Source organism: Citrobacter sp. Cpo037, from assembly GCF_030332945.1.
Lineage (GTDB): Bacteria > Pseudomonadota > Gammaproteobacteria > Enterobacterales > Enterobacteriaceae > Citrobacter > Citrobacter portucalensis.
Map to the genome: position 1 here is coordinate 92,833 of NZ_JAOWGW010000066.1, position 17,443 is coordinate 110,275.

Here is a 17,443-nt window from a genome sequence, read left to right on the forward strand (position 1 = left end):
AGGATTTTTTACTGGCGCTTAATTGTCGCCTTTGAGTAATGTCCCAGCCGGTGGCGCAACGGGGGCGTTAACTGGCGTTTCGGGAAGATGACTTTCAATTTGATGCGCAGGAACGTGGGCATAGTCCTGCCGTACCCAACGAAGAAAACCGCCAACCTTCACCAACAGAATGGCGAGGAAGGGAAGTGCGGTCAGAACCACCGTGGTCTTCATGGTTTCCAGGGACGCGCCGGTGAATAAAATCGATAAGGGGATCAGGGTGATGACCACGCACCAGAACAGACGTAAGCTACGCTGCGGATCTTCCCCTTCCTGCAGGTTACGCGTGCTGGTGGCCGCCATGGTGTAGGCGACGGCATCCATATGCGAGGCGAGAAAAATAATCATGATCGCCAGATACGCCACCAGGAACAGTTTCCCGGCAGGCAACGACATCAACACTTGCTGTACGGCTGTTTCGCCGCCTAACGTGGCCATAACCTGCGGTACGTCGATCACACCGTTCACAAACTGGTGAATGGAGTAGCTTTCCATCACGCCAAAGAAGAACCAGCAGCCAACGGTACTACCTAAGATTAATGCCCAGATAACCTCTTTGATTTTGCGACCACGGGATACGCGAGTAACAAACATTGCCACGCCAGGGGTGTAGGAGATCCACCACAGCCAGTAGAACACCGTCCAGTTGCGGGTGAACTCACCGTTGCCAAGTGGATCGGTGAACAGGCTCATCTGTAAAAAGTTTTGTGTCGTCAGACCAATGGCGTTGATGATGTTATTGGTGATGAATTCGGTCGGGCCGACAATCAGCACCAGCAGCGGCAGTAAAAACGCCCCCCAGCCGACCATTTTGCTCAGACGTTGCAAGCCGTTGTTGATGCCAATCCAGGAGCTCAGACAGAAAATGCCGCCAGAGAACAGGATAACAAACGCCTGTACGGTGAAGTTATCCGGTAAACCCGTGAGAGCAGATAAACCACGGGTAAAGGTGGCGGCGGTGACAACCAGAGAGATGGTTAACGCGCCAACTGTTGCGATCAGGAACATCAAATCAACCAGCCGGCCCCACACGCCCTGCGGATGCACGCCGGTGATAGCGGCGATTATTCCGGACAGGCTCAGCCCTTTGTTTTTCCGCACATGAAAGTGGTAGGCCATGGTTAATGAAGCCAGCGTATAGGTCGCCCAGGCGCTGATTCCCCAATGGAAAAAAGAGTAGGGTAAGCTGTATTCCAGCGCTTTTTGCGAGTGCGGAGCGATATTCAGACCCGGGGTCTGGTAATAATAGGCCCACTCAGCAACGCCCCAGTAGAGCGTGGAGGAACCTAGTCCGGCACAAATAAACATAAACAGCCAGGACAGCGTGCTGTATTCCGCTTTTCCTTCTCCCAGACGAATGTTGCCGTATTTGCTGGTGGCCAGCCAGACGACCAGACCCATCGCCATCAGAACGAGGATCTGCACGGCGGAACCCAGCATCCGGGTAACGCCGTTAAAAAGGGTATTTGCGACTTGTGCAGACTGCTGAGGGAAGAGACTAAGTGTGGCGGCGATGAAAAGAATAGCCACCAGGCTGATGGCTATCAGCGGCATGTCTTTTTTCTTTACGTTGCTCAACATGGGATCTCCTGGGCACAGTTGCCCGCGTATGGCATTAGCCTGTCGTTGTTATCATGCTGTAGGGAATTAGTGATTTTGTATTTAACAATTTTATTATTTGTTCTTTACATGAATTAAACAATTGCCCGATACGTGAAGCAATAAAACACGGAACGGAAATAATAAAAGGTGAATTGGCGCAGGTTTTTGGCGACATAAAACGCATAAAAAAGCCGCGTCAGTGACGCGGCTCATATTTCGTGGTTTGACCTCTAACGCAGTGCCTGAGCAATGGCTTCACCTACCTGTTGGGTGGTGGCGTTGCCTTTCATATCTGGCGTTTTCGGGCCGCTGGCAATAACATGCTCAATTGCTGCCAGAATACCGTCGTGGGCGGCTTTATAGTTGGCATCACCGTTGCCAAGGAAGTCGAGCATCATGGCGCCAGCCCAGATAGTCGCTATAGGGTTGGCGATGTTCTTGCCGTAGATATCGGGGGCCGAACCGTGTACTGGCTCGAACAGAGACGGGAAGGTGCGTTCCGGGTTTAAGTTGGCTGAAGGCGCAATGCCAATCGTTCCGGTACAGGCTGGACCCAGATCGGAAAGGATGTCGCCAAACAGGTTGGAGGCAACCACCACGTCAAAACGCTCCGGCTGCATCACAAAGCGGGCGCAGAGTATATCAATATGCTGTTTATCCCAACGGATCTCGGGATAGTTAGCCGCCATTGCTTCCACGCGCTCGTCCCAGTACGGCATGCTGATGGCCAGTCCATTGGATTTAGTCGCCGAGGTCAGGGTTTTGCGCGGGCGGTTTTGCGCCAGCTCGAAAGCGTAACGCAATATACGATCCACGCCGCGACGGGTGAAGACCGACTCCTGGATAACCACTTCGTGTTCTGTACCTTCGCTTACGCGTCCGCCGAGTGAAGAGTATTCTCCCTCGGTGTTCTCGCGCACCACATAGAAATCAATGTCGCCAGGCTGCTTGCCTGCCAGCGGGCAAGGTACGCCTGGAAACAGGCGTACCGGGCGCAGGTTGACATACTGGTCGAATTCGCGGCGAAACTTAAGCAGTGAACCCCATAATGAGATGTGGTCCGGTACGGTTTCCGGCCAGCCAACGGCACCAAAATAGATAGCATCGAAGGATTGTAACTGCTCGTGCCAGTCATCCGGCATCATCTTCCCGTGATGGGCGTAGTACTCGCAGCTGGCCCATTCCATTTGCTCAAAGCTGAGTGACAACCCCCAACGCTCGGCGGCTGCCTGCAACACCTGAATGCCTTCAGGCAGGACTTCTTTACCAATGCCATCTCCGGGGATAGCGGCAATACGACAGGTTTTCTTCATAGCAGCTCTCACTTGTACGCCATCAAAATTGACTTTCCCCGTATCCTATAATTGACTGATTAATAGTTAATCCCCCTAACTGGTGAAACATAAAACACAGATCATGAATAATCTGCCGCTGTTAAATGATTTACGCGTCTTTATGCTGGTTGCCCGTCGTGCGGGATTTGCCGCCGTTGCCGAAGAGCTGGGCGTATCTCCGGCTTTTATCAGTAAGCGCGTTGCCCTGTTGGAACAAACGCTGAACGTGGTGCTGTTGCACCGAACAACGCGGCGCGTAACCATCACGGAAGAGGGGGAGCGGATCTACGAATGGGCACAGCGGATCCTGCAGGATGTCGATCAGATGATGGACGAGCTGTCCGATGCCAGGCAGATCCCGCAGGGGATGCTACGAATTATCAGTAGCTTTGGTTTTGGCCGCCGGGTGGTCGCTCCGGCGCTGTCTGCGCTGGCAAAAGAGTACCCGCAGTTAGAACTGAGGTTCGATGTTGAAGACCGTCTGGTAGATATGGTCAATGAGGGCGTCGATCTTGATATTCGTATCGGGGATGATATCGCGCCGAACCTGATTGCCCGCAAGCTGGCGACTAACTACCGTATTCTGTGCGCCTCGCCGGAATTTGTGGCGCAGCATGGAGTGCCGAAACAACTGAACGATCTTTCTACTTTTCCCTGCCTGGTTATTAAAGAACGCGACCATCCGTTTGGTATCTGGCAAATGCGTAATAAAGAGGGCGCACACTCAATAAAGGTTACGGGGCCGCTGTCGTCTAACCATGGCGAAGTGGTACATCAATGGTGTCTGGATGGGCAGGGAATTGCTTTGCGTTCGTGGTGGGACGTTTGCGACAACATTGCCAGCGGACATCTGGTGCATATATTGCCTGAGTATTATCAACCCGCCAATATATGGGCGGTTTATGTCTCCCGGCTGGCGACGTCGGCAAAAATCCGTATTACGGTTGAGTATTTGCGCCGCTATTTTGCCGAAAACTACCCAAAGTTTACTTTGGAATAAATGCTCGATAGGTTAGTCAGAGATAGAAAATAAAAAAGGCAGAATAATCTGCCTTTTTCGTAACCATGATTTAGCGACAAAAGAGCTTATTTAGACTCTTCCGCTTCAGGTAATGTCACGTTAAGTTCGAGGATCGAAATATCGCCGTCTTTTTGTTCAAGTTGTACCGTGACCATTTCGGGATCAATTTGTACATACTTGCAGATAACGTCGAGAATATCCTTGCGCAGCTGCGGTAAATAATGTGGCTCGGCGTCACTACGACGACGTTCCGCAACAATAATCTGCAGTCGCTCTTTAGCGATGTTCGCTGTGCTCTTTTTCCGCGAGAGAAAAAAATCCAGTAATGCCATAACTTATCCTCCGAACAGGCGTTTGAGGAAACCTTTCTTCTCTTCTTCAATGAAGCGGAAAGGACGTTCTTCTCCCAACAGACGGTCTACGGTATCAGCATAGGCTTTACCGGCATCAGCATTGATGTCGAGAATAACCGGCTCACCCTGGTTAGACGCGCGCAGGACTGACTGATCTTCAGGAATCACGCCAACCAGCTTGATTCGCAGAATTTCCAGTACGTCTTCCATGCTCAGCATGTCACCTTTATTTACGCGGCCAGGGTTGTAGCGCGTAAGCAGCAGATGCTCTTTAATTGGATCTTCACCGTTTTCCGCGCGACGAGATTTCGACGCCAGAATACCCAGAATACGGTCAGAGTCACGTACAGAGGAGACTTCCGGGTTGGTGGTAATAATCGCTTCATCGGCAAAATAGAGGGCCATCAGCGCACCGGTTTCAATACCCGCCGGAGAGTCGCAGACGATGAAGTCGAATTCCATCGTTTTCAGATCGTCCAGAACTTTCGCGACGCCTTCACGCGTCAACGCGTCTTTATCGCGAGTTTGTGAGGCCGGAAGAATAAAGAGATTTTCGGTACGCTTATCTTTGATTAGCGCCTGATTTAACGACGCATCGCCCTGAATAACGTTGACGAAGTCGTAAACGACGCGGCGTTCACAACCCATAATCAGATCAAGATTACGCAGGCCGATATCAAAATCAATAACGACAGTTTTCTTTCCCTTCTGGGCCAAACCTGTAGCGATGGCCGCGCTGGAGGTGGTTTTGCCAACGCCCCCTTTACCCGAAGTAACAACAATAATGCGTGCCATAGAAATTCCTTGTTAAAAAGGGATCAATTCAACGGTTGAACTGTCAAAGCGTTTTCTGCTAATTGCAGACGTGCCGCTTTGCCATAAAATTCTGCTGGGATTTTATCACTCAGCCAATAAACACCTGCGATAGACACCAGTTCTGCCGTCAGATGGGTACAAAAAATTTGCGCTTCCCGGTCACCGCTTGCGCCTGCCAACGCACGGCCTCTCATCATTCCATAAACATGAATATTGCCATCAGCGATAAGCTCTGCGCCTGCACTGACGTGGCTTGTAACAATCAGATCACATTGTGGTGCATAAATGCGCTGACCGGAACGAACCGGCACATTTATTAATCGTGTTTTTGTGATGGGAGTAACGTTTTGTGGCGGAGCGACGGGAGCCGGGGCCTCAACGGGCGCAGGACGAATAGCTTTTTCTTTACCTTCAGTCAGTAAAGGAAGACCCATTTCGTCGATTTCAGCCTTGAGTCTGGCGTCTTTGCATCCGCTAACGCCGATAATGCGCAATCCGGTAGACGCGACAACCTTCTGCAGCGCTGACCAGTTTACCGGGCTTTCAAGACCACTCACGTTAACCACTACGGGAGCATGTTTTAAAAAAGCAGGTGCCTGCGCGATTTTGTCTTCCAACGCCTGACGAATAACCTCGGGTTCTGCTTCATGTAAATGAACCACTGATAAGGTGAAGCTACTGCCTTTAAGCTCGATTGGCGTGTTTGACATCCTGGCCTTACTCAATTTGCTATTTATCATCCCCAGCGCGGGGTGATATTCCGAAGACTATAAGGCATGTTATAGTCAGTATTATATTGAGGCAAGCCACCATTCCGTGAATTCAGAGTAAAAGATATGTTTTGTGTGATCTACCGAAGCAGTAAACGTGACCAGACCTATTTATATGTCGAAAAAAAAGACGATTTCTCGCGAGTTCCTGAAGAACTGATGAAAGGATTTGGTCAGCCGACGCTGGCAATGATGTTGCCGCTTGATGGCCGTAAAAAGCTGGTTAATGCCGATCTGGAAAAAGTAAAACAGGCACTCACCGAGCAGGGCTATTATTTACAAATACCACCGCCGCCAGAAGATTTACTTAAACAGCATCTGGCCGCGACGAAACAAAATACACCAGACGATAAACGTTAAACTGCATCCGGCAGCAGCACGCCCCATCGATGCAGTACCTGAAATTGATAACTACGTTAGGGGAAAGTAATGTATCAACATCATAACTGGCATGGTGCTCTGCTGGATTATCCGGTGAGTAAGGTGGTTTGCGTAGGGAGTAACTATGCCAACCATATTAAAGAGATGGGTGGAACGCCTCCGGAAGAGCCGGTGCTGTTTATTAAACCGGAAACCGCGCTGTGCGATTTGCGTCAGCCGCTGGTTATCCCATCTGATATGGGTTCGGTTCACCATGAAGTTGAGCTGGCTGTTTTGATTGGCGCGACCTTACGTCAGGCGACGGAAGAACATGTGCGCAAAGCCATCGCGGGCTATGGCGTCGCGTTGGATCTGACCCTGCGTGATATTCAGGGCAAAATGAAGAAGGCGGGGCAGCCATGGGAAAAAGCGAAGGGTTTTGATAACTCTTGCCCGCTGTCAGGGTTTATTCCGGTGGCGGAGTTTAACGGCGATCCACAGGATACGATGCTCGGATTAACGGTCAACGGTGAACAGCGTCAGCACGGCACCACGGCGGATATGATCCATCAAATCGTTCCTTTGATTGCCTACATGAGTCGTTTCTTTACCCTCAAAGCGGGCGATGTTGTGTTGACGGGGACGCCAGCGGGCGTTGGGCCGTTAAACAGCGGTGATGAACTGGCTATCAGTTTTCATGGTCAAACGCTGACGACACGCGTGCTGTAATCTCTTCTTGCCGCCTTTTCGGGCGGCAAAACTTGCATCAGCGTGCCAGACTGGTTATAAGGTGCAGCTTTATTGCAATAGCGGATACCCTGATGAGCGACATACCTTTCTGGCAAAGTAAAACCCTGGATGAAATGACCGATGCCGAGTGGGAGTCATTATGTGACGGGTGTGGTCAATGCTGCCTGCATAAGCTGATGGACGAAGACACCGACGAAATCTATTTTACTAACGTCGCGTGTAAGCAGCTCAATATCAAAACCTGTCAGTGCCGTAATTACGAACGTCGATTCGAGTACGAGCCTGACTGTATCAAACTGACGCGCGATAATCTGCCTACCTTTGAATGGCTGCCGATGACCTGTGCGTATCGTCTGCTAGCGGAAGGTAAAGGGCTGCCGGAGTGGCATCCACTGCTGACGGGATCAAAAGCGGCGATGCACGGTGAACGTATTTCAGTACGTCATATTGCGGTGAAAGAATCGGAAGTGCGTGACTGGCAGGATCATATTCTGAACAAACCTTCATGGGCGGACTAAGCCGCCCATCGATTAGCAGGCGTTAAGGCTTAAGACTTTTTCGCCTGATACATCTCATCTCCATGGTTGTCATCTTCAACCCAGAAATTGATGTTGAATTGGGCGTCGTCGCTTAATTCAACGCGATGCCAATACTGCGGTGGACTGGTCGCAAACTGACCGGCATTAATCACCACTTTTACTTCAGGCTCTTTTGCGTCTTCATTGGCAAAGCCGTAATACGTTACCGTACCTTCCATCACACAAAGCTGGCCAAAAACGCCTGCTGCAGTGTTATGGTGAGAAAGCAGTGCTGCAGGGACGTTGTCTTTGGTAAAGAAGGGAGTAGAGCGTTTAACTTTCCAGTTTGCCGGGATGCGTAAATGGGACATAAGACATCTCCTTGGTGTGGCATCTATAAGATGTATTTAATATACATCTTATAGATGCCAGCAGGCAATGAATTTAAGGCAAAAAAAACGCTCCCGAAGGAGCGTCTCTGTTAGCGACCGAAGAGGTCACGTTTTTTCGGCTTGAACGGCTGTGCTATCACCACCAGCACGGCGACCACCAGGTAGGCGGCGAAGATCCCCAACAGCCACTGCGGCATTTCCAGGGTTAAAAAAGACCACTGGCGCTCAGCACAGTCACCGGACGCTAAAAACACCTGCGGCAGCCATTTGTCCAGTGGCAGCCAGCTTGGGAAGCGTGCGGCAAAATCACAGGTCATAAACGGTGATGGGTGCAGCTGAATCATGGTGTGCTCATACGCTAACTGAAGTCCGCGCCAGGCACTGTAAATCCAGATTATCATCGCCACATAGCGCAGCGGTGTTTTTGGTGCGATAGCACCAACCAGCCCTGCACCCATCACGCCGAATAATGCGCTACGTTCGTAAATACACAACACGCAAGGTTTTAGCAGCATGACGTGCTGGAACCACAGCGCGACGAGCTCCAGCACAAAGGCGGTTAACGCCAACAATAACCATGCTCCACGACCTCGGGAGCACTGGTTTAAAAATCGCAACATAATCATTTCCCTGCAACATGCGTAGAGACCGCAGTTTAAACCAATTCACTTTATGCGCCACTAGCGGGAATTGAAAATTTGCGTAATCGGATATTTATCATGCAAAAAGTCAAACCGGGCAGTGATTTGCCCGGTTAATTGTTATGAAAGTGTAGCTAACCAGCCCGTTTGAGTCATCCACTCGGTCACCGGTACCAGCGTGAACTCGACGCAAAGCAGACCAACGAGCGTCAGGACGAGAGTATACGGCAGAGCCATCCACACCATGCGGCCATAAGAGAGGCGAATCAATGGTGCCAGCGCGGAGGTCAGCAGGAACAGGAACGCCGCCTGACCGTTTGGTGTAGCCACGGAAGGCAGGTTGGTCCCGGTATTAATCGCTACCGCTAACAGTTCGTACTGGTTGAGGCTGATGGTCCCTTGTTCCAGTGCGGCTTTGGCTTCGTTAATGTAAATAGTGCCGACAAAAACGTTATCAGAGATCGAAGACAGCAGGCCGTTGAAGAGATAAAACAGCGTCAGTTGAGCATGCTCAGAAGACTGCAAAACAAACTGAATTATCGGCGAAAAGAGCTGTTGATCGATAATCACCGCGACAATAGAGAAGAACACGGTCAGCAGCGCGGTGAAGGGTAGCGACTCGGTAAAGGCTTTACCTATCGCATGTTCGTCGGTGACGCCGGTCAACGAGGTTGCCAGAATGATGACCGACAAACCGATCAATCCGACTTCTGCCAGGTGCAGGGCCAAAGCAACGACCAGCCAGACGCCAATAATCGCCTGGACAATCAGTTTGATTTTGTCCTGACGGGTACGTTGTTGGCGGCTCTGATCGTCAAACTGTTGCAGGACATCACGGACGGTCTCCGGCAGCGTTTCGCCATAGCCAAACCAGCGTAATTTCTCGACCAGCACACAGGTTAACAGGCCGCAAATCAGTACCGGGACGGTAACCGGCGACATGCGCAGGAAGAAGTCACCAAAATGCCAGCCAGCTGCTTTGGCGATAATCAGGTTTTGTGGTTCGCCCACCATGGTCATCACGCCGCCTAACGCCGTACCGACACCCGCGTGCATCATCAGGCTACGCAGAAAACCGCGGAACTGCTCAAGTACGACTTTATTGTGCTGATCGATATGGCTGTCATCGAGCATGTTGTTGTCTTCCGCGCGAGAAGAAGCAACGCGATGGTAGATACCATAAAAACCGACCGCAACGCTGATCACCACGGCCACGACGGTCAACGCATCGAGGAACGCCGAGAGGAAAGCGGCTGCAACACAAAAAGACAGCGACAGCAGCGTCTTGGAGCGAATAGTGAGCAGCAGACGCGTGAAAATAAACAGTAATAACTGCTTCATAAAGTAGATGCCTGCCACCATAAACATCAGCAGCAATAACACCTCAAGGTTTGCGGCAACCTCTTCACGCACATGCGTGGCGCTGGTCATGCCAATAATGACAGCTTCGATAGCCAACAGCCCGCCTGGCAGCAGTGGGTAGCATTTTAACGCCATCGCCAGCGTGAAAATGAACTCGGCCACCAGCAACCAGCCGGCGATAAAAGGGTTGATGAAAAAAATAATCGGGTTGACGACTAAGAAGACAAGCAGTGCAAGTTTGTACCAGTCTGGTGATTGACCTAAAAAATTGCGCCACATCGCGCGGCCCCATGATAGCTCCATGGTGATTTCCCTACCTTTAAAAATGAAATCATGTTTTTATGTTTGACCGCAAAGCTTAGCGGGAGGAGGGAGTACAGGCAAGCTATTCACGAGACTGACAAGGTTGGCTGTACTGTAGCGTTATTTGGAAAATGAAGCCTTGATCCACTTTTTCTTCATTGCGTCAGCTATCAGCTAAGATACCCATCTGGTATGATGTGTGTAACTATGTTTTGCTGTGTAATGGAATTTTTACTATGGTCATTAAGGCGCAAAGCCCGGCTGGGTTCGCGGAAGAGTACATCATTGAAAGTATCTGGAATAACCGCTTCCCACCTGGCACTATTTTGCCCGCTGAACGTGAACTCTCCGAACTTATTGGGGTGACACGTACCACGCTACGCGAAGTATTGCAGCGGTTGGCGCGAGATGGCTGGTTGACCATTCAACACGGCAAACCGACGAAGGTGAATAACTTCTGGGAAACCTCCGGGCTGAATATTCTTGAAACGCTGGCGCGTCTCGATCACGAGAGTGTCCCGCAGTTGATTGATAATCTGCTGTCTGTGCGTACCAATATTTCGACGATCTTTGTTCGTACTGCGTTTCGCCAGCATCCTGATAAAGCACAGGAGGTTCTGGCGACGGCAAATCAGGTGGCCGACCACGCTGACGCATTTGCCGATCTGGATTATAACATTTTTCGCGGTCTGGCATTTGCCTCCGGCAATCCGATTTACGGTTTGATCCTCAACGGTATGAAAGGATTATATACCCGCATTGGTCGTCATTATTTTGCCAATCCGGAAGCGCGCGCGCTGGCGCTGAGCTTTTACCGTAAACTGTCAGAACTCTGCGAGCAGGGCGCTCATGAGCAGGTGTATGAAACGGTGCGCCGCTATGGTCACGACAGCGGCGAAATTTGGCATCGCATGCAAAAGAGCCTGCCGGGCGACTTAGCTATTCAGGGCCGTTAATCGCTCCATGCCGGATGGCGACGCCAAAGCGTCTTATCCGGCCTACAATACGTGCACTTCGTAGGCCGGATATGGTGTTTACACCGCCTCCGGTAATAAGATTTACAGACCATTCATCCTTGGCGGGCAACGCTCCAACAGCTCCACGCTGCCATCTTCATTCTGTTGCTCCAGCATCACGTCAAAACCCCAAAGCCGGTGTACGTGCTTGAGCACTTCTTTGCGTCCTTTATCCAGCGGCGCGCGGTTATGCGGAATGTAGCGTAAGGTGAGCGAACGGTCGCCACGCAGATCGACGTTCCAGATTTGAATATTCGGCTCCAGGTTGCTGAGGTTGTATTGCGACGACAACCTGTTGCGGATCTCACGATATCCTTCCTCATTATGAATCGCAGATATCTCCAGGTAGTTGTGACGATCGTCATCCAGCACGGTGAACAGACGGAAATCACGCATCACCTTTGGTGACAGGAACTGGCTGATAAAGCTCTCATCTTTGAAATCGCGCATCGCGAAATGCAGGGTTTCCAGCCAGTCAGAACCCGCTATGTCCGGGAACCAGTATTTGTCCTCCTCGGTCGGCGACTGACAAATACGTTTGATATCCTGGAACATGGCAAACCCCAGGGCATAAGGGTTTATCCCGCTATACCACGGGCTGTTGTAGGGCGGCTGAAATACCACATTGGTATGGCTATGCAGAAACTCCAGCATAAACCGCTCGGTGACTTTACCCTCATCATAAAGGTGGTTCAGGATGGTGTAATGCCAGAAAGTGGCCCAGCCTTCGTTCATCACCTGCGTCTGTTTCTGCGGATAAAAATACTGGCTGACCTTGCGTACAATGCGCAGCACTTCGCGTTGCCAGGACTCCAGCAGCGGGGCGTTCTTCTCCATGAAGTACAGCAGGTTTTCCTGTGGCTCAGAGGGATAACGCCGGGCTTCCGCCACGGTTTTCTCTTCCTCTTTCTTCGGCAGTGTGCGCCACAACATATTCACCTGGCTTTGCAGATACTCTTCACGGCTTTTCTGACGGGCTTTCTCTTCCTGTAGGGAGATTTTTTGCGGGCGTTTGTAACGGTCAACGCCGTAGTTCATCAGCGCATGGCAGGAGTCGAGCAGCTTTTCGACTTCATCCACGCCGTAACGCTCTTCACACTGGGTTATATAGTTTCGCGCGAAGATCAGGTAATCGACAATGGAACTGGCATCCGTCCAGCTTCGGAACAGGTAGTTGTTTTTGAAGAAGGAGTTGTGTCCGTAGCAGGCATGCGCCATCACCAGCGCCTGCATGGTGATGGTGTTCTCCTCCATCAGATACGCGATACACGGATTGGAGTTGATAACAATCTCATAGGCCAGTCCCTGCTGACCATGCTTATACAAGCGCTCGGTTTCAATAAACTTTTTACCAAACGACCAGTGAGGATAGTTGATCGGCATCCCGACGCTGGAGTAAGCGTCCATCATCTGTTCGGAGGTGATCACCTCGATTTGGTGCGGGTAGGTGTCCAGTTTGTAGAGTTTCGCCACGCGGTCTATCTCTGCCAGATAGACATCCAGCAGATCAAACGTCCAGTCGGGTCCATCGCTTAACCGTGTGCTGTCCTTGTTCATGGAATCAATCGTAGCCATTCGCGCACCCTCATTGTTGGCGGCACTCTCTGTCTGGAGTACCTCATGTCAAGCATAGATCATGGTGTTAAAAAACGTGCTGCGGCAGAAATTTTTTCTTTGCGATTTCACGTTAGCGAGGCGTCGAAAAATGGCATGGCCGCAAAATTTTATGCTGGATAAAAATAACGCACAGCAGGAGATGCCAAAGCGGGGAGTCCCCAGCCATCACCGCTATATGTGAGGTAAGTCACCATAAAAAAGCCATATGTTGAATAATATTTTCAACTGAGTTATCAAGATGTAATTAGATGATTGTTCTTTTACTGTTAACGGAGTGGCTATGCGAGTTGTCATACTGGGAAGTGGTGTCGTTGGCGTGACCAGCGCCTGGTACTTAAGTCAGGCTGGACACGATGTCACCGTCATTGATCGTGAGCCCGGTCCGGCACTGGAAACCAGTGCGGCGAACGCGGGGCAAATCTCTCCAGGTTATGCAGCACCATGGGCGGCACCAGGCGTACCGCTAAAAGCAATTAAGTGGATGTTTCAGCGCCACGCTCCGCTGGCCGTCCGTCTTGACGGAACCCAGTTCCAGTTGAAATGGATGTGGCAGATGCTGCGCAACTGCGACACCAGCCACTATATGGAAAATAAAGGACGCATGGTGCGGCTGGCGGAATACAGCCGTGATTGCCTGAAAGCGCTGCGCGCCTCTACCGGTATCGAGTACGAAGGACGTCAGGGCGGAACCCTGCAACTTTTCCGTACTGCCCAACAGTATGAGAACGCCACTCGCGACATCGCCGTGCTCGAAGACGCTGGCGTGCCATATCAACTGCTGGAAGCAAACCGTCTGGCGGAAGTCGAACCCGCACTGGCAGAAGTGGCGCACAAACTGACCGGTGGTCTGCGCTTACCGAATGATGAAACCGGCGACTGCCAGCTGTTTACCCAGCGTCTGGCGCAGATGGCGGAGCAGGCAGGCGTTAAGTTTCGCTTCAATACCCCGGTCGATAAGCTGCTGAGCGATGGTGAGCAGATTTATGGCGTCCAGTGCGGCGAAGAGATAGTTAAAGCCGATGCCTATGTGATGGCGTTTGGTTCGTACTCCACGGCAATGCTGAAAGGGATCGTTGATATCCCGGTCTATCCGCTCAAAGGCTATTCGTTGACCATTCCGGTGGCGCAAGATGACGGTGCGCCGGTTTCTACTATCCTTGATGAAACCTACAAAATCGCTATTACCCGCTTTGACAATCGTATTCGCGTAGGCGGTATGGCGGAGATTGTCGGCTTTAATACAGAACTGCTACAACCTCGTCGTGAAACGCTGGAAATGGTCGTACGCGATCTCTTCCCGCGCGGCGGTCATGTGGAGCAGGCAACCTTCTGGACCGGACTGCGTCCGATGACGCCGGACGGAACGCCGGTGGTGGGGCGCACCCGCTTTAAGAATCTGCTGCTCAATACCGGCCACGGCACGCTGGGTTGGACCATGGCCTGCGGCTCCGGTCAGCTGCTGAGCGATATCCTTTCTGGCCGCACGCCAGCCATACCTTATGACGATCTGAGCGTGGCGCGTTATAGTCCGGGGTTTACCCCCTCTCGTCCACGGCATTTACATGGCGCACATAACTGATAAGGACGTGAGATGACCCGCCCGATACTGGCCAGCATTGACCTGCAGGCGTTGAAACAAAATCTGACCATTACCCGCCAGGCCGCGCCGGACGCCCGCGTCTGGTCGGTGGTAAAAGCCAATGCGTATGGACACGGTATTGAACGCGTCTGGAATGCGTTGGGCACAACCGATGGTTTTGCCATGCTCAATCTTGAAGAGGCGATAACTCTACGCGAGCGTGGATGGAAAGGCCCGATACTCATGCTGGAGGGGTTTTTCCACGCTGAAGACCTGACTGTATATGACAATTATCGACTAACCACCTGTGTACACAGTAACTGGCAGCTAAAAGCATTGCAGAATGCGCGCCTGAAGGCGCCGCTCGATGTTTACCTGAAGGTGAACAGTGGTATGAACCGGCTTGGGTTTTTACCGGAAAGAGTTCCCACGGTATGGCAACAGCTGCGGGCGATGCCCAACGTCGGTGAAATGACGCTGATGTCGCATTTTGCCGATGCAGAGCACCCGGAAGGTATTCAGGAAGCTATGGCGCGTATTGTGCAGGCAACTGAAGGGCTGGAGTGCAGACGATCGCTGTCGAATTCGGCCGCCACGCTGTGGCACCCTGAAGCGCATTATGACTGGGTTCGTCCGGGCATTATTTTGTATGGCGCATCGCCTTCGGGACAATGGCGAGACATCGCTAACACCGGCCTGAAGCCAGTGATGACTTTGAGCAGCGAGATAATCGGCATACAAACGCTGAAAGCTGGCGATCGGGTGGGCTACGGTGGACGTTACACTGCCAGGGGCGAGCAGCGCATTGGCATTGTAGCGACCGGCTATGCAGACGGTTATCCACGCCATGCGCCAAGCGGAACGCCTGTGCTGGTGGATGGTGTACGTACCGGGACGGTGGGGACAGTCTCAATGGATATGTTGGCGGTAGATCTGACACCGTGCCCGCAGGCAGGGATCGGGACGCCGGTAGAGCTGTGGGGCAAAGAGATTAAAATTGACGATGTGGCCACCGCCGCAGGTACGGTAGGCTACGAGTTAATGTGTTCTCTGGCGCTGCGCGTGCCAGTTGTGACGGTGTAACTTTATTTAGTGCATTTTGTAGGCCGGGTAAGGCGCAGCCGCCACCCGGCAAAAACATCCGCTTTACTCATCCTCATCTTCAGCAACGCGAACACCAACCTTCAGCACTGCATTATCTTCTTTCTCGGCCACAGTCCAGATCATACCAGCGAATTCCACCTGGTCACCGACGACCGGCGCGGCACCAAGCAGATGCTGGACAATTTCACCCAGCGTTTGCTGCTTATCACGATATTCGGTGCCATCATCCAGGCCATAAATCAGCGCCACATCGGCATATTTTGCGCTGGCTTCAAGAATAAAATCACCGAAGAAGCGCTGGTCTAACGACACAGGTGGCGACTGGCTGAACAGCTTGCCAAGAGCCGGGAGATCGCGCTCGCGGCCAATAACACACAATACATCGCCTTCGCGAAGACGCGTACTGCCGGAGGGGTGAAACAGCACGTTGTCACGAAACAGGGCGGCTATTCGCGTTTCTTCCGGCATATGCAGGTCGCGCAGTGCGGCGCCCACACACCACTTATCCGCGCTGAGCTGATAAACAAACTGCTCCCACGGGTTATCCGGATGAATATCCAGACCAATGCGCGACACGGGCCAGCCGACGGGAGGGACCACCACTTTGGCTTTTTTAGCAGCCCATGAAAGCGACGTTCCCTGAAACAGCAACGAGATAAGTACCACGAAGAAGGCGACGTTAAAGAACAGGCGCGCGTTCTCCAGACCCGCCATCATTGGGAAGACGGCGAGGATGATGGGTACCGCACCGCGCAGACCCACCCAACTGATGAAAATGCGCTCTCGCAAATTAAAGCCACGAAACGGCAGCAGTCCCGCGAAGACCGAAAGCGGGCGGGCAATGAATATCATCCACGCAGACAAAATCAGTGCCGGGATTGCGATAGGCAGCAGGTCGGATGGCGTAACCAGCAGTCCGAGCACCAGGAACATGGCGATTTGCGCCAGCCAGGCCAGACCGTCGAAGTTTTGCAGAATGCCAAACCGGTTGCGAATAGGGCGATTATCCAGCAGGAAACCACACAGATAAACCGCCAGAATACCGCTGCCTTCCAGCGCAGTGGTCAGGGCAAAAATCAGGATCCCACCGCTTAACGCCAATAGCGGATACAGTCCGGCAGGCAGCGAAATGCGGTTAATCATCTGCTGGAGCATATATCCACCGCCAAGACCGATAATGATGCCTAAGCCAAACTGCTGGATAATGTGCACCGCGAACATCCAGCTTAAACCGGTCTCGTGGTTTTGGATCATGGCGATGAGCGTGATGGTCAAAAACACGGCCATCGGGTCATTACTGCCGGATTCAATTTCCAGCGTAGAGCCAACGCGTTCGTTAAGCCCCTTACCGCCAAGCAGGGAAAAGACCGCCGCGGCGTCGGTTGAACCAACAATCGCGCCAATCAGGAGTCCTTCGATAAGATCCAGATGAAACAGCCACGCGGCCATCATGCCGGTGAGTCCGGAAGTAATCAGCACACCGACCGTCGCCAACGATAGCGCCGGGCCTAACGCAACGCGAAAAGAGCTGGCCTGGGTGCGCATCCCGCCGTCGAGCAGGATAACCGCCAGTGCCAGGTTACTCACCATGTAGGCGAATGGATAGTTATCGAAAGGTATGCCGCCTATACCATCCACGCCCGCTAACATACCGATAGCGAGAAATATCACCAGAATTGGGATACCGAGACGTGATGAGAATGAACTGAGTAAGATACTGCAGGTGACGAGAACGGAACCCAAAATAAAAAGGCTAATAATTGCTGCGGCATCCAACGTTCGGTTACTCCTGAATTACGCTGTTTCGTATTAATAAACCCTACCATAATAACGACAGAAACAGCGTTTTACTTAGCCCTATTAGCC

General features: G+C 51.9%; 16 protein-coding genes and 2 pseudogenes. 8 read left to right on the top strand and 10 right to left on the bottom strand.

All coding sequences use genetic code 11. The features are described 5' to 3' along the window. Window positions 1–18: 18 nt before the first annotated feature. Both OGX94_RS15035 and OGX94_RS15040 read right to left on the bottom strand, forming a co-directional pair. Window positions 19–1,620, bottom strand: coding sequence for a BCCT family transporter (locus tag OGX94_RS15035; protein ID WP_003833745.1), 1,602 nt, complete (start codon window positions 1,618–1,620; stop codon window positions 19–21). Between the two features lie 251 nt (window positions 1,621–1,871). After that, entirely contained in the window at window positions 1,872–2,954 is a 1,083-nt protein-coding gene (locus OGX94_RS15040) for a tartrate dehydrogenase (protein WP_164562678.1), read from the bottom strand. Between the two features lie 103 nt (window positions 2,955–3,057). Between OGX94_RS15040 and OGX94_RS15045 the strand changes: the two genes are divergently transcribed. Further along, window positions 3,058–3,975 (top strand): LysR family transcriptional regulator, encoded by a 918-nt coding sequence (locus OGX94_RS15045; RefSeq protein ID WP_003833741.1) that lies wholly within the window; start codon window positions 3,058–3,060, stop codon window positions 3,973–3,975. A gap of 86 nt (window positions 3,976–4,061) precedes the next feature. On the opposite strand, the gene minE is transcribed toward OGX94_RS15045, so the two are convergent. The 3 genes from minE to minC are packed head-to-tail and all read right to left on the bottom strand — an operon-like array spanning window position 4,062 to window position 5,875. Next, window positions 4,062–4,328: a cell division topological specificity factor MinE gene (gene minE / locus OGX94_RS15050; RefSeq protein ID WP_003833739.1), complete on the bottom strand. Its 267-nt coding sequence runs from the start codon at window positions 4,326–4,328 to the stop codon at window positions 4,062–4,064. Between the two features lie 3 nt (window positions 4,329–4,331). Continuing rightward, window positions 4,332–5,144: a septum site-determining protein MinD gene (gene minD, locus OGX94_RS15055; RefSeq protein WP_003020956.1), complete on the bottom strand. Its 813-nt coding sequence runs from the start codon at window positions 5,142–5,144 to the stop codon at window positions 4,332–4,334. 23 nt (window positions 5,145–5,167) lie between these two features. Continuing rightward, entirely contained in the window at window positions 5,168–5,875 is a 708-nt protein-coding gene (gene minC, locus OGX94_RS15060; RefSeq protein ID WP_003833736.1) for a septum site-determining protein MinC, read from the bottom strand. Between the two features lie 126 nt (window positions 5,876–6,001). Between minC and OGX94_RS15065 the strand changes: the two genes are divergently transcribed. The 3 genes from OGX94_RS15065 to ycgN all read left to right on the top strand — a co-directional run bounded on the left by OGX94_RS15065 (window position 6,002) and on the right by ycgN (window position 7,563). Beyond that, entirely contained in the window at window positions 6,002–6,295 is a 294-nt protein-coding gene (locus OGX94_RS15065; protein ID WP_003833735.1) for a YcgL domain-containing protein, read from the top strand. Window positions 6,296–6,364: 69 nt separating this feature from the next. Continuing rightward, window positions 6,365–7,024, top strand: a complete 660-nt coding sequence (locus OGX94_RS15070; protein WP_003833734.1) for a fumarylacetoacetate hydrolase family protein — start codon at window positions 6,365–6,367, stop codon at window positions 7,022–7,024. Window positions 7,025–7,116: 92 nt separating this feature from the next. Continuing rightward, window positions 7,117–7,563, top strand: a complete 447-nt coding sequence (gene ycgN / locus OGX94_RS15075) for a cysteine cluster protein YcgN (RefSeq protein ID WP_003020944.1) — start codon at window positions 7,117–7,119, stop codon at window positions 7,561–7,563. A 29-nt stretch (window positions 7,564–7,592) separates the two neighbouring features. Here the strand turns inward: ycgN and OGX94_RS15080 are convergent, their stop codons facing one another. From OGX94_RS15080 to nhaB, 3 genes are all read right to left on the bottom strand, one after another. Further along, complete coding sequence (locus OGX94_RS15080) at window positions 7,593–7,934, bottom strand: TehB family protein (RefSeq protein WP_003020940.1); 342 nt, start codon at window positions 7,932–7,934, stop codon at window positions 7,593–7,595. Window positions 7,935–8,044: 110 nt separating this feature from the next. Further along, the gene (gene dsbB, locus OGX94_RS15085) at window positions 8,045–8,575 is read right to left on the bottom strand and encodes a disulfide bond formation protein DsbB (RefSeq protein WP_257661922.1); all 531 of its coding nucleotides are present in this window, start codon (window positions 8,573–8,575) and stop codon (window positions 8,045–8,047) included. Window positions 8,576–8,716: 141 nt separating this feature from the next. Then, on the bottom strand, window positions 8,717–10,261 hold the full coding sequence (gene nhaB, locus OGX94_RS15090; protein WP_003833561.1) for a Na(+)/H(+) antiporter NhaB: 1,545 nt from the start codon (window positions 10,259–10,261) through the stop codon (window positions 8,717–8,719). Between the two features lie 236 nt (window positions 10,262–10,497). Here nhaB and fadR point away from each other — a divergent pair, with 236 nt between their 5' ends. Then, window positions 10,498–11,217 (top strand): fatty acid metabolism transcriptional regulator FadR, encoded by a 720-nt coding sequence (gene fadR / locus OGX94_RS15095; protein ID WP_003833559.1) that lies wholly within the window; start codon window positions 10,498–10,500, stop codon window positions 11,215–11,217. A gap of 102 nt (window positions 11,218–11,319) precedes the next feature. Here the strand turns inward: fadR and OGX94_RS15100 are convergent, their stop codons facing one another. Next, window positions 11,320–12,852: a SpoVR family protein gene (locus OGX94_RS15100; RefSeq protein ID WP_126957293.1), complete on the bottom strand. Its 1,533-nt coding sequence runs from the start codon at window positions 12,850–12,852 to the stop codon at window positions 11,320–11,322. A 322-nt stretch (window positions 12,853–13,174) separates the two neighbouring features. Between OGX94_RS15100 and OGX94_RS15105 the strand changes: the two genes are divergently transcribed. The 3 genes and pseudogenes from OGX94_RS15105 to OGX94_RS24985 all read left to right on the top strand — a co-directional run. Beyond that, complete coding sequence (locus OGX94_RS15105; RefSeq protein WP_003833553.1) at window positions 13,175–14,473, top strand: D-amino acid dehydrogenase; 1,299 nt, start codon at window positions 13,175–13,177, stop codon at window positions 14,471–14,473. Window positions 14,474–14,485: 12 nt separating this feature from the next. Next, complete coding sequence (gene dadX, locus OGX94_RS15110; RefSeq protein ID WP_286569497.1) at window positions 14,486–15,556, top strand: catabolic alanine racemase DadX; 1,071 nt, start codon at window positions 14,486–14,488, stop codon at window positions 15,554–15,556. A 9-nt stretch (window positions 15,557–15,565) separates the two neighbouring features. Further along, window positions 15,566–15,679: pseudogene (locus OGX94_RS24985) on the top strand (hypothetical protein); the annotation flags it as partial. Here the strand turns inward: OGX94_RS24985 and OGX94_RS15115 are convergent. Beyond that, window positions 15,638–17,353 (bottom strand): annotated as a pseudogene (locus tag OGX94_RS15115) (potassium/proton antiporter); the annotation flags it as partial. The pseudogenes OGX94_RS24985 and OGX94_RS15115 overlap by 42 nt on opposite strands. Window positions 17,354–17,443: the final 90 nt, after the last annotated feature.

Coding starts and splice junctions, on each gene's coding strand:
- OGX94_RS15035 (WP_003833745.1), bottom strand. CDS start 1,620: ATGTTGAGCAACGTAAAGAAAAAAGACATGCCGCTGATAGCCATCAGC.
- OGX94_RS15040 (WP_164562678.1), bottom strand. CDS start 2,954: ATGAAGAAAACCTGTCGTATTGCCGCTATCCCCGGAGATGGCATTGGT.
- OGX94_RS15045 (WP_003833741.1), top strand. CDS start 3,058: ATGAATAATCTGCCGCTGTTAAATGATTTACGCGTCTTTATGCTGGTT.
- minE (WP_003833739.1), bottom strand. CDS start 4,328: ATGGCATTACTGGATTTTTTTCTCTCGCGGAAAAAGAGCACAGCGAAC.
- minD (WP_003020956.1), bottom strand. CDS start 5,144: ATGGCACGCATTATTGTTGTTACTTCGGGTAAAGGGGGCGTTGGCAAA.
- minC (WP_003833736.1), bottom strand. CDS start 5,875: ATGTCAAACACGCCAATCGAGCTTAAAGGCAGTAGCTTCACCTTATCA.
- OGX94_RS15065 (WP_003833735.1), top strand. CDS start 6,002: ATGTTTTGTGTGATCTACCGAAGCAGTAAACGTGACCAGACCTATTTA.
- OGX94_RS15070 (WP_003833734.1), top strand. CDS start 6,365: ATGTATCAACATCATAACTGGCATGGTGCTCTGCTGGATTATCCGGTG.
- ycgN (WP_003020944.1), top strand. CDS start 7,117: ATGAGCGACATACCTTTCTGGCAAAGTAAAACCCTGGATGAAATGACC.
- OGX94_RS15080 (WP_003020940.1), bottom strand. CDS start 7,934: ATGTCCCATTTACGCATCCCGGCAAACTGGAAAGTTAAACGCTCTACT.
- dsbB (WP_257661922.1), bottom strand. CDS start 8,575: ATGTTGCGATTTTTAAACCAGTGCTCCCGAGGTCGTGGAGCATGGTTA.
- nhaB (WP_003833561.1), bottom strand. CDS start 10,261: ATGGAGCTATCATGGGGCCGCGCGATGTGGCGCAATTTTTTAGGTCAA.
- fadR (WP_003833559.1), top strand. CDS start 10,498: ATGGTCATTAAGGCGCAAAGCCCGGCTGGGTTCGCGGAAGAGTACATC.
- OGX94_RS15100 (WP_126957293.1), bottom strand. CDS start 12,852: ATGGCTACGATTGATTCCATGAACAAGGACAGCACACGGTTAAGCGAT.
- OGX94_RS15105 (WP_003833553.1), top strand. CDS start 13,175: ATGCGAGTTGTCATACTGGGAAGTGGTGTCGTTGGCGTGACCAGCGCC.
- dadX (WP_286569497.1), top strand. CDS start 14,486: ATGACCCGCCCGATACTGGCCAGCATTGACCTGCAGGCGTTGAAACAA.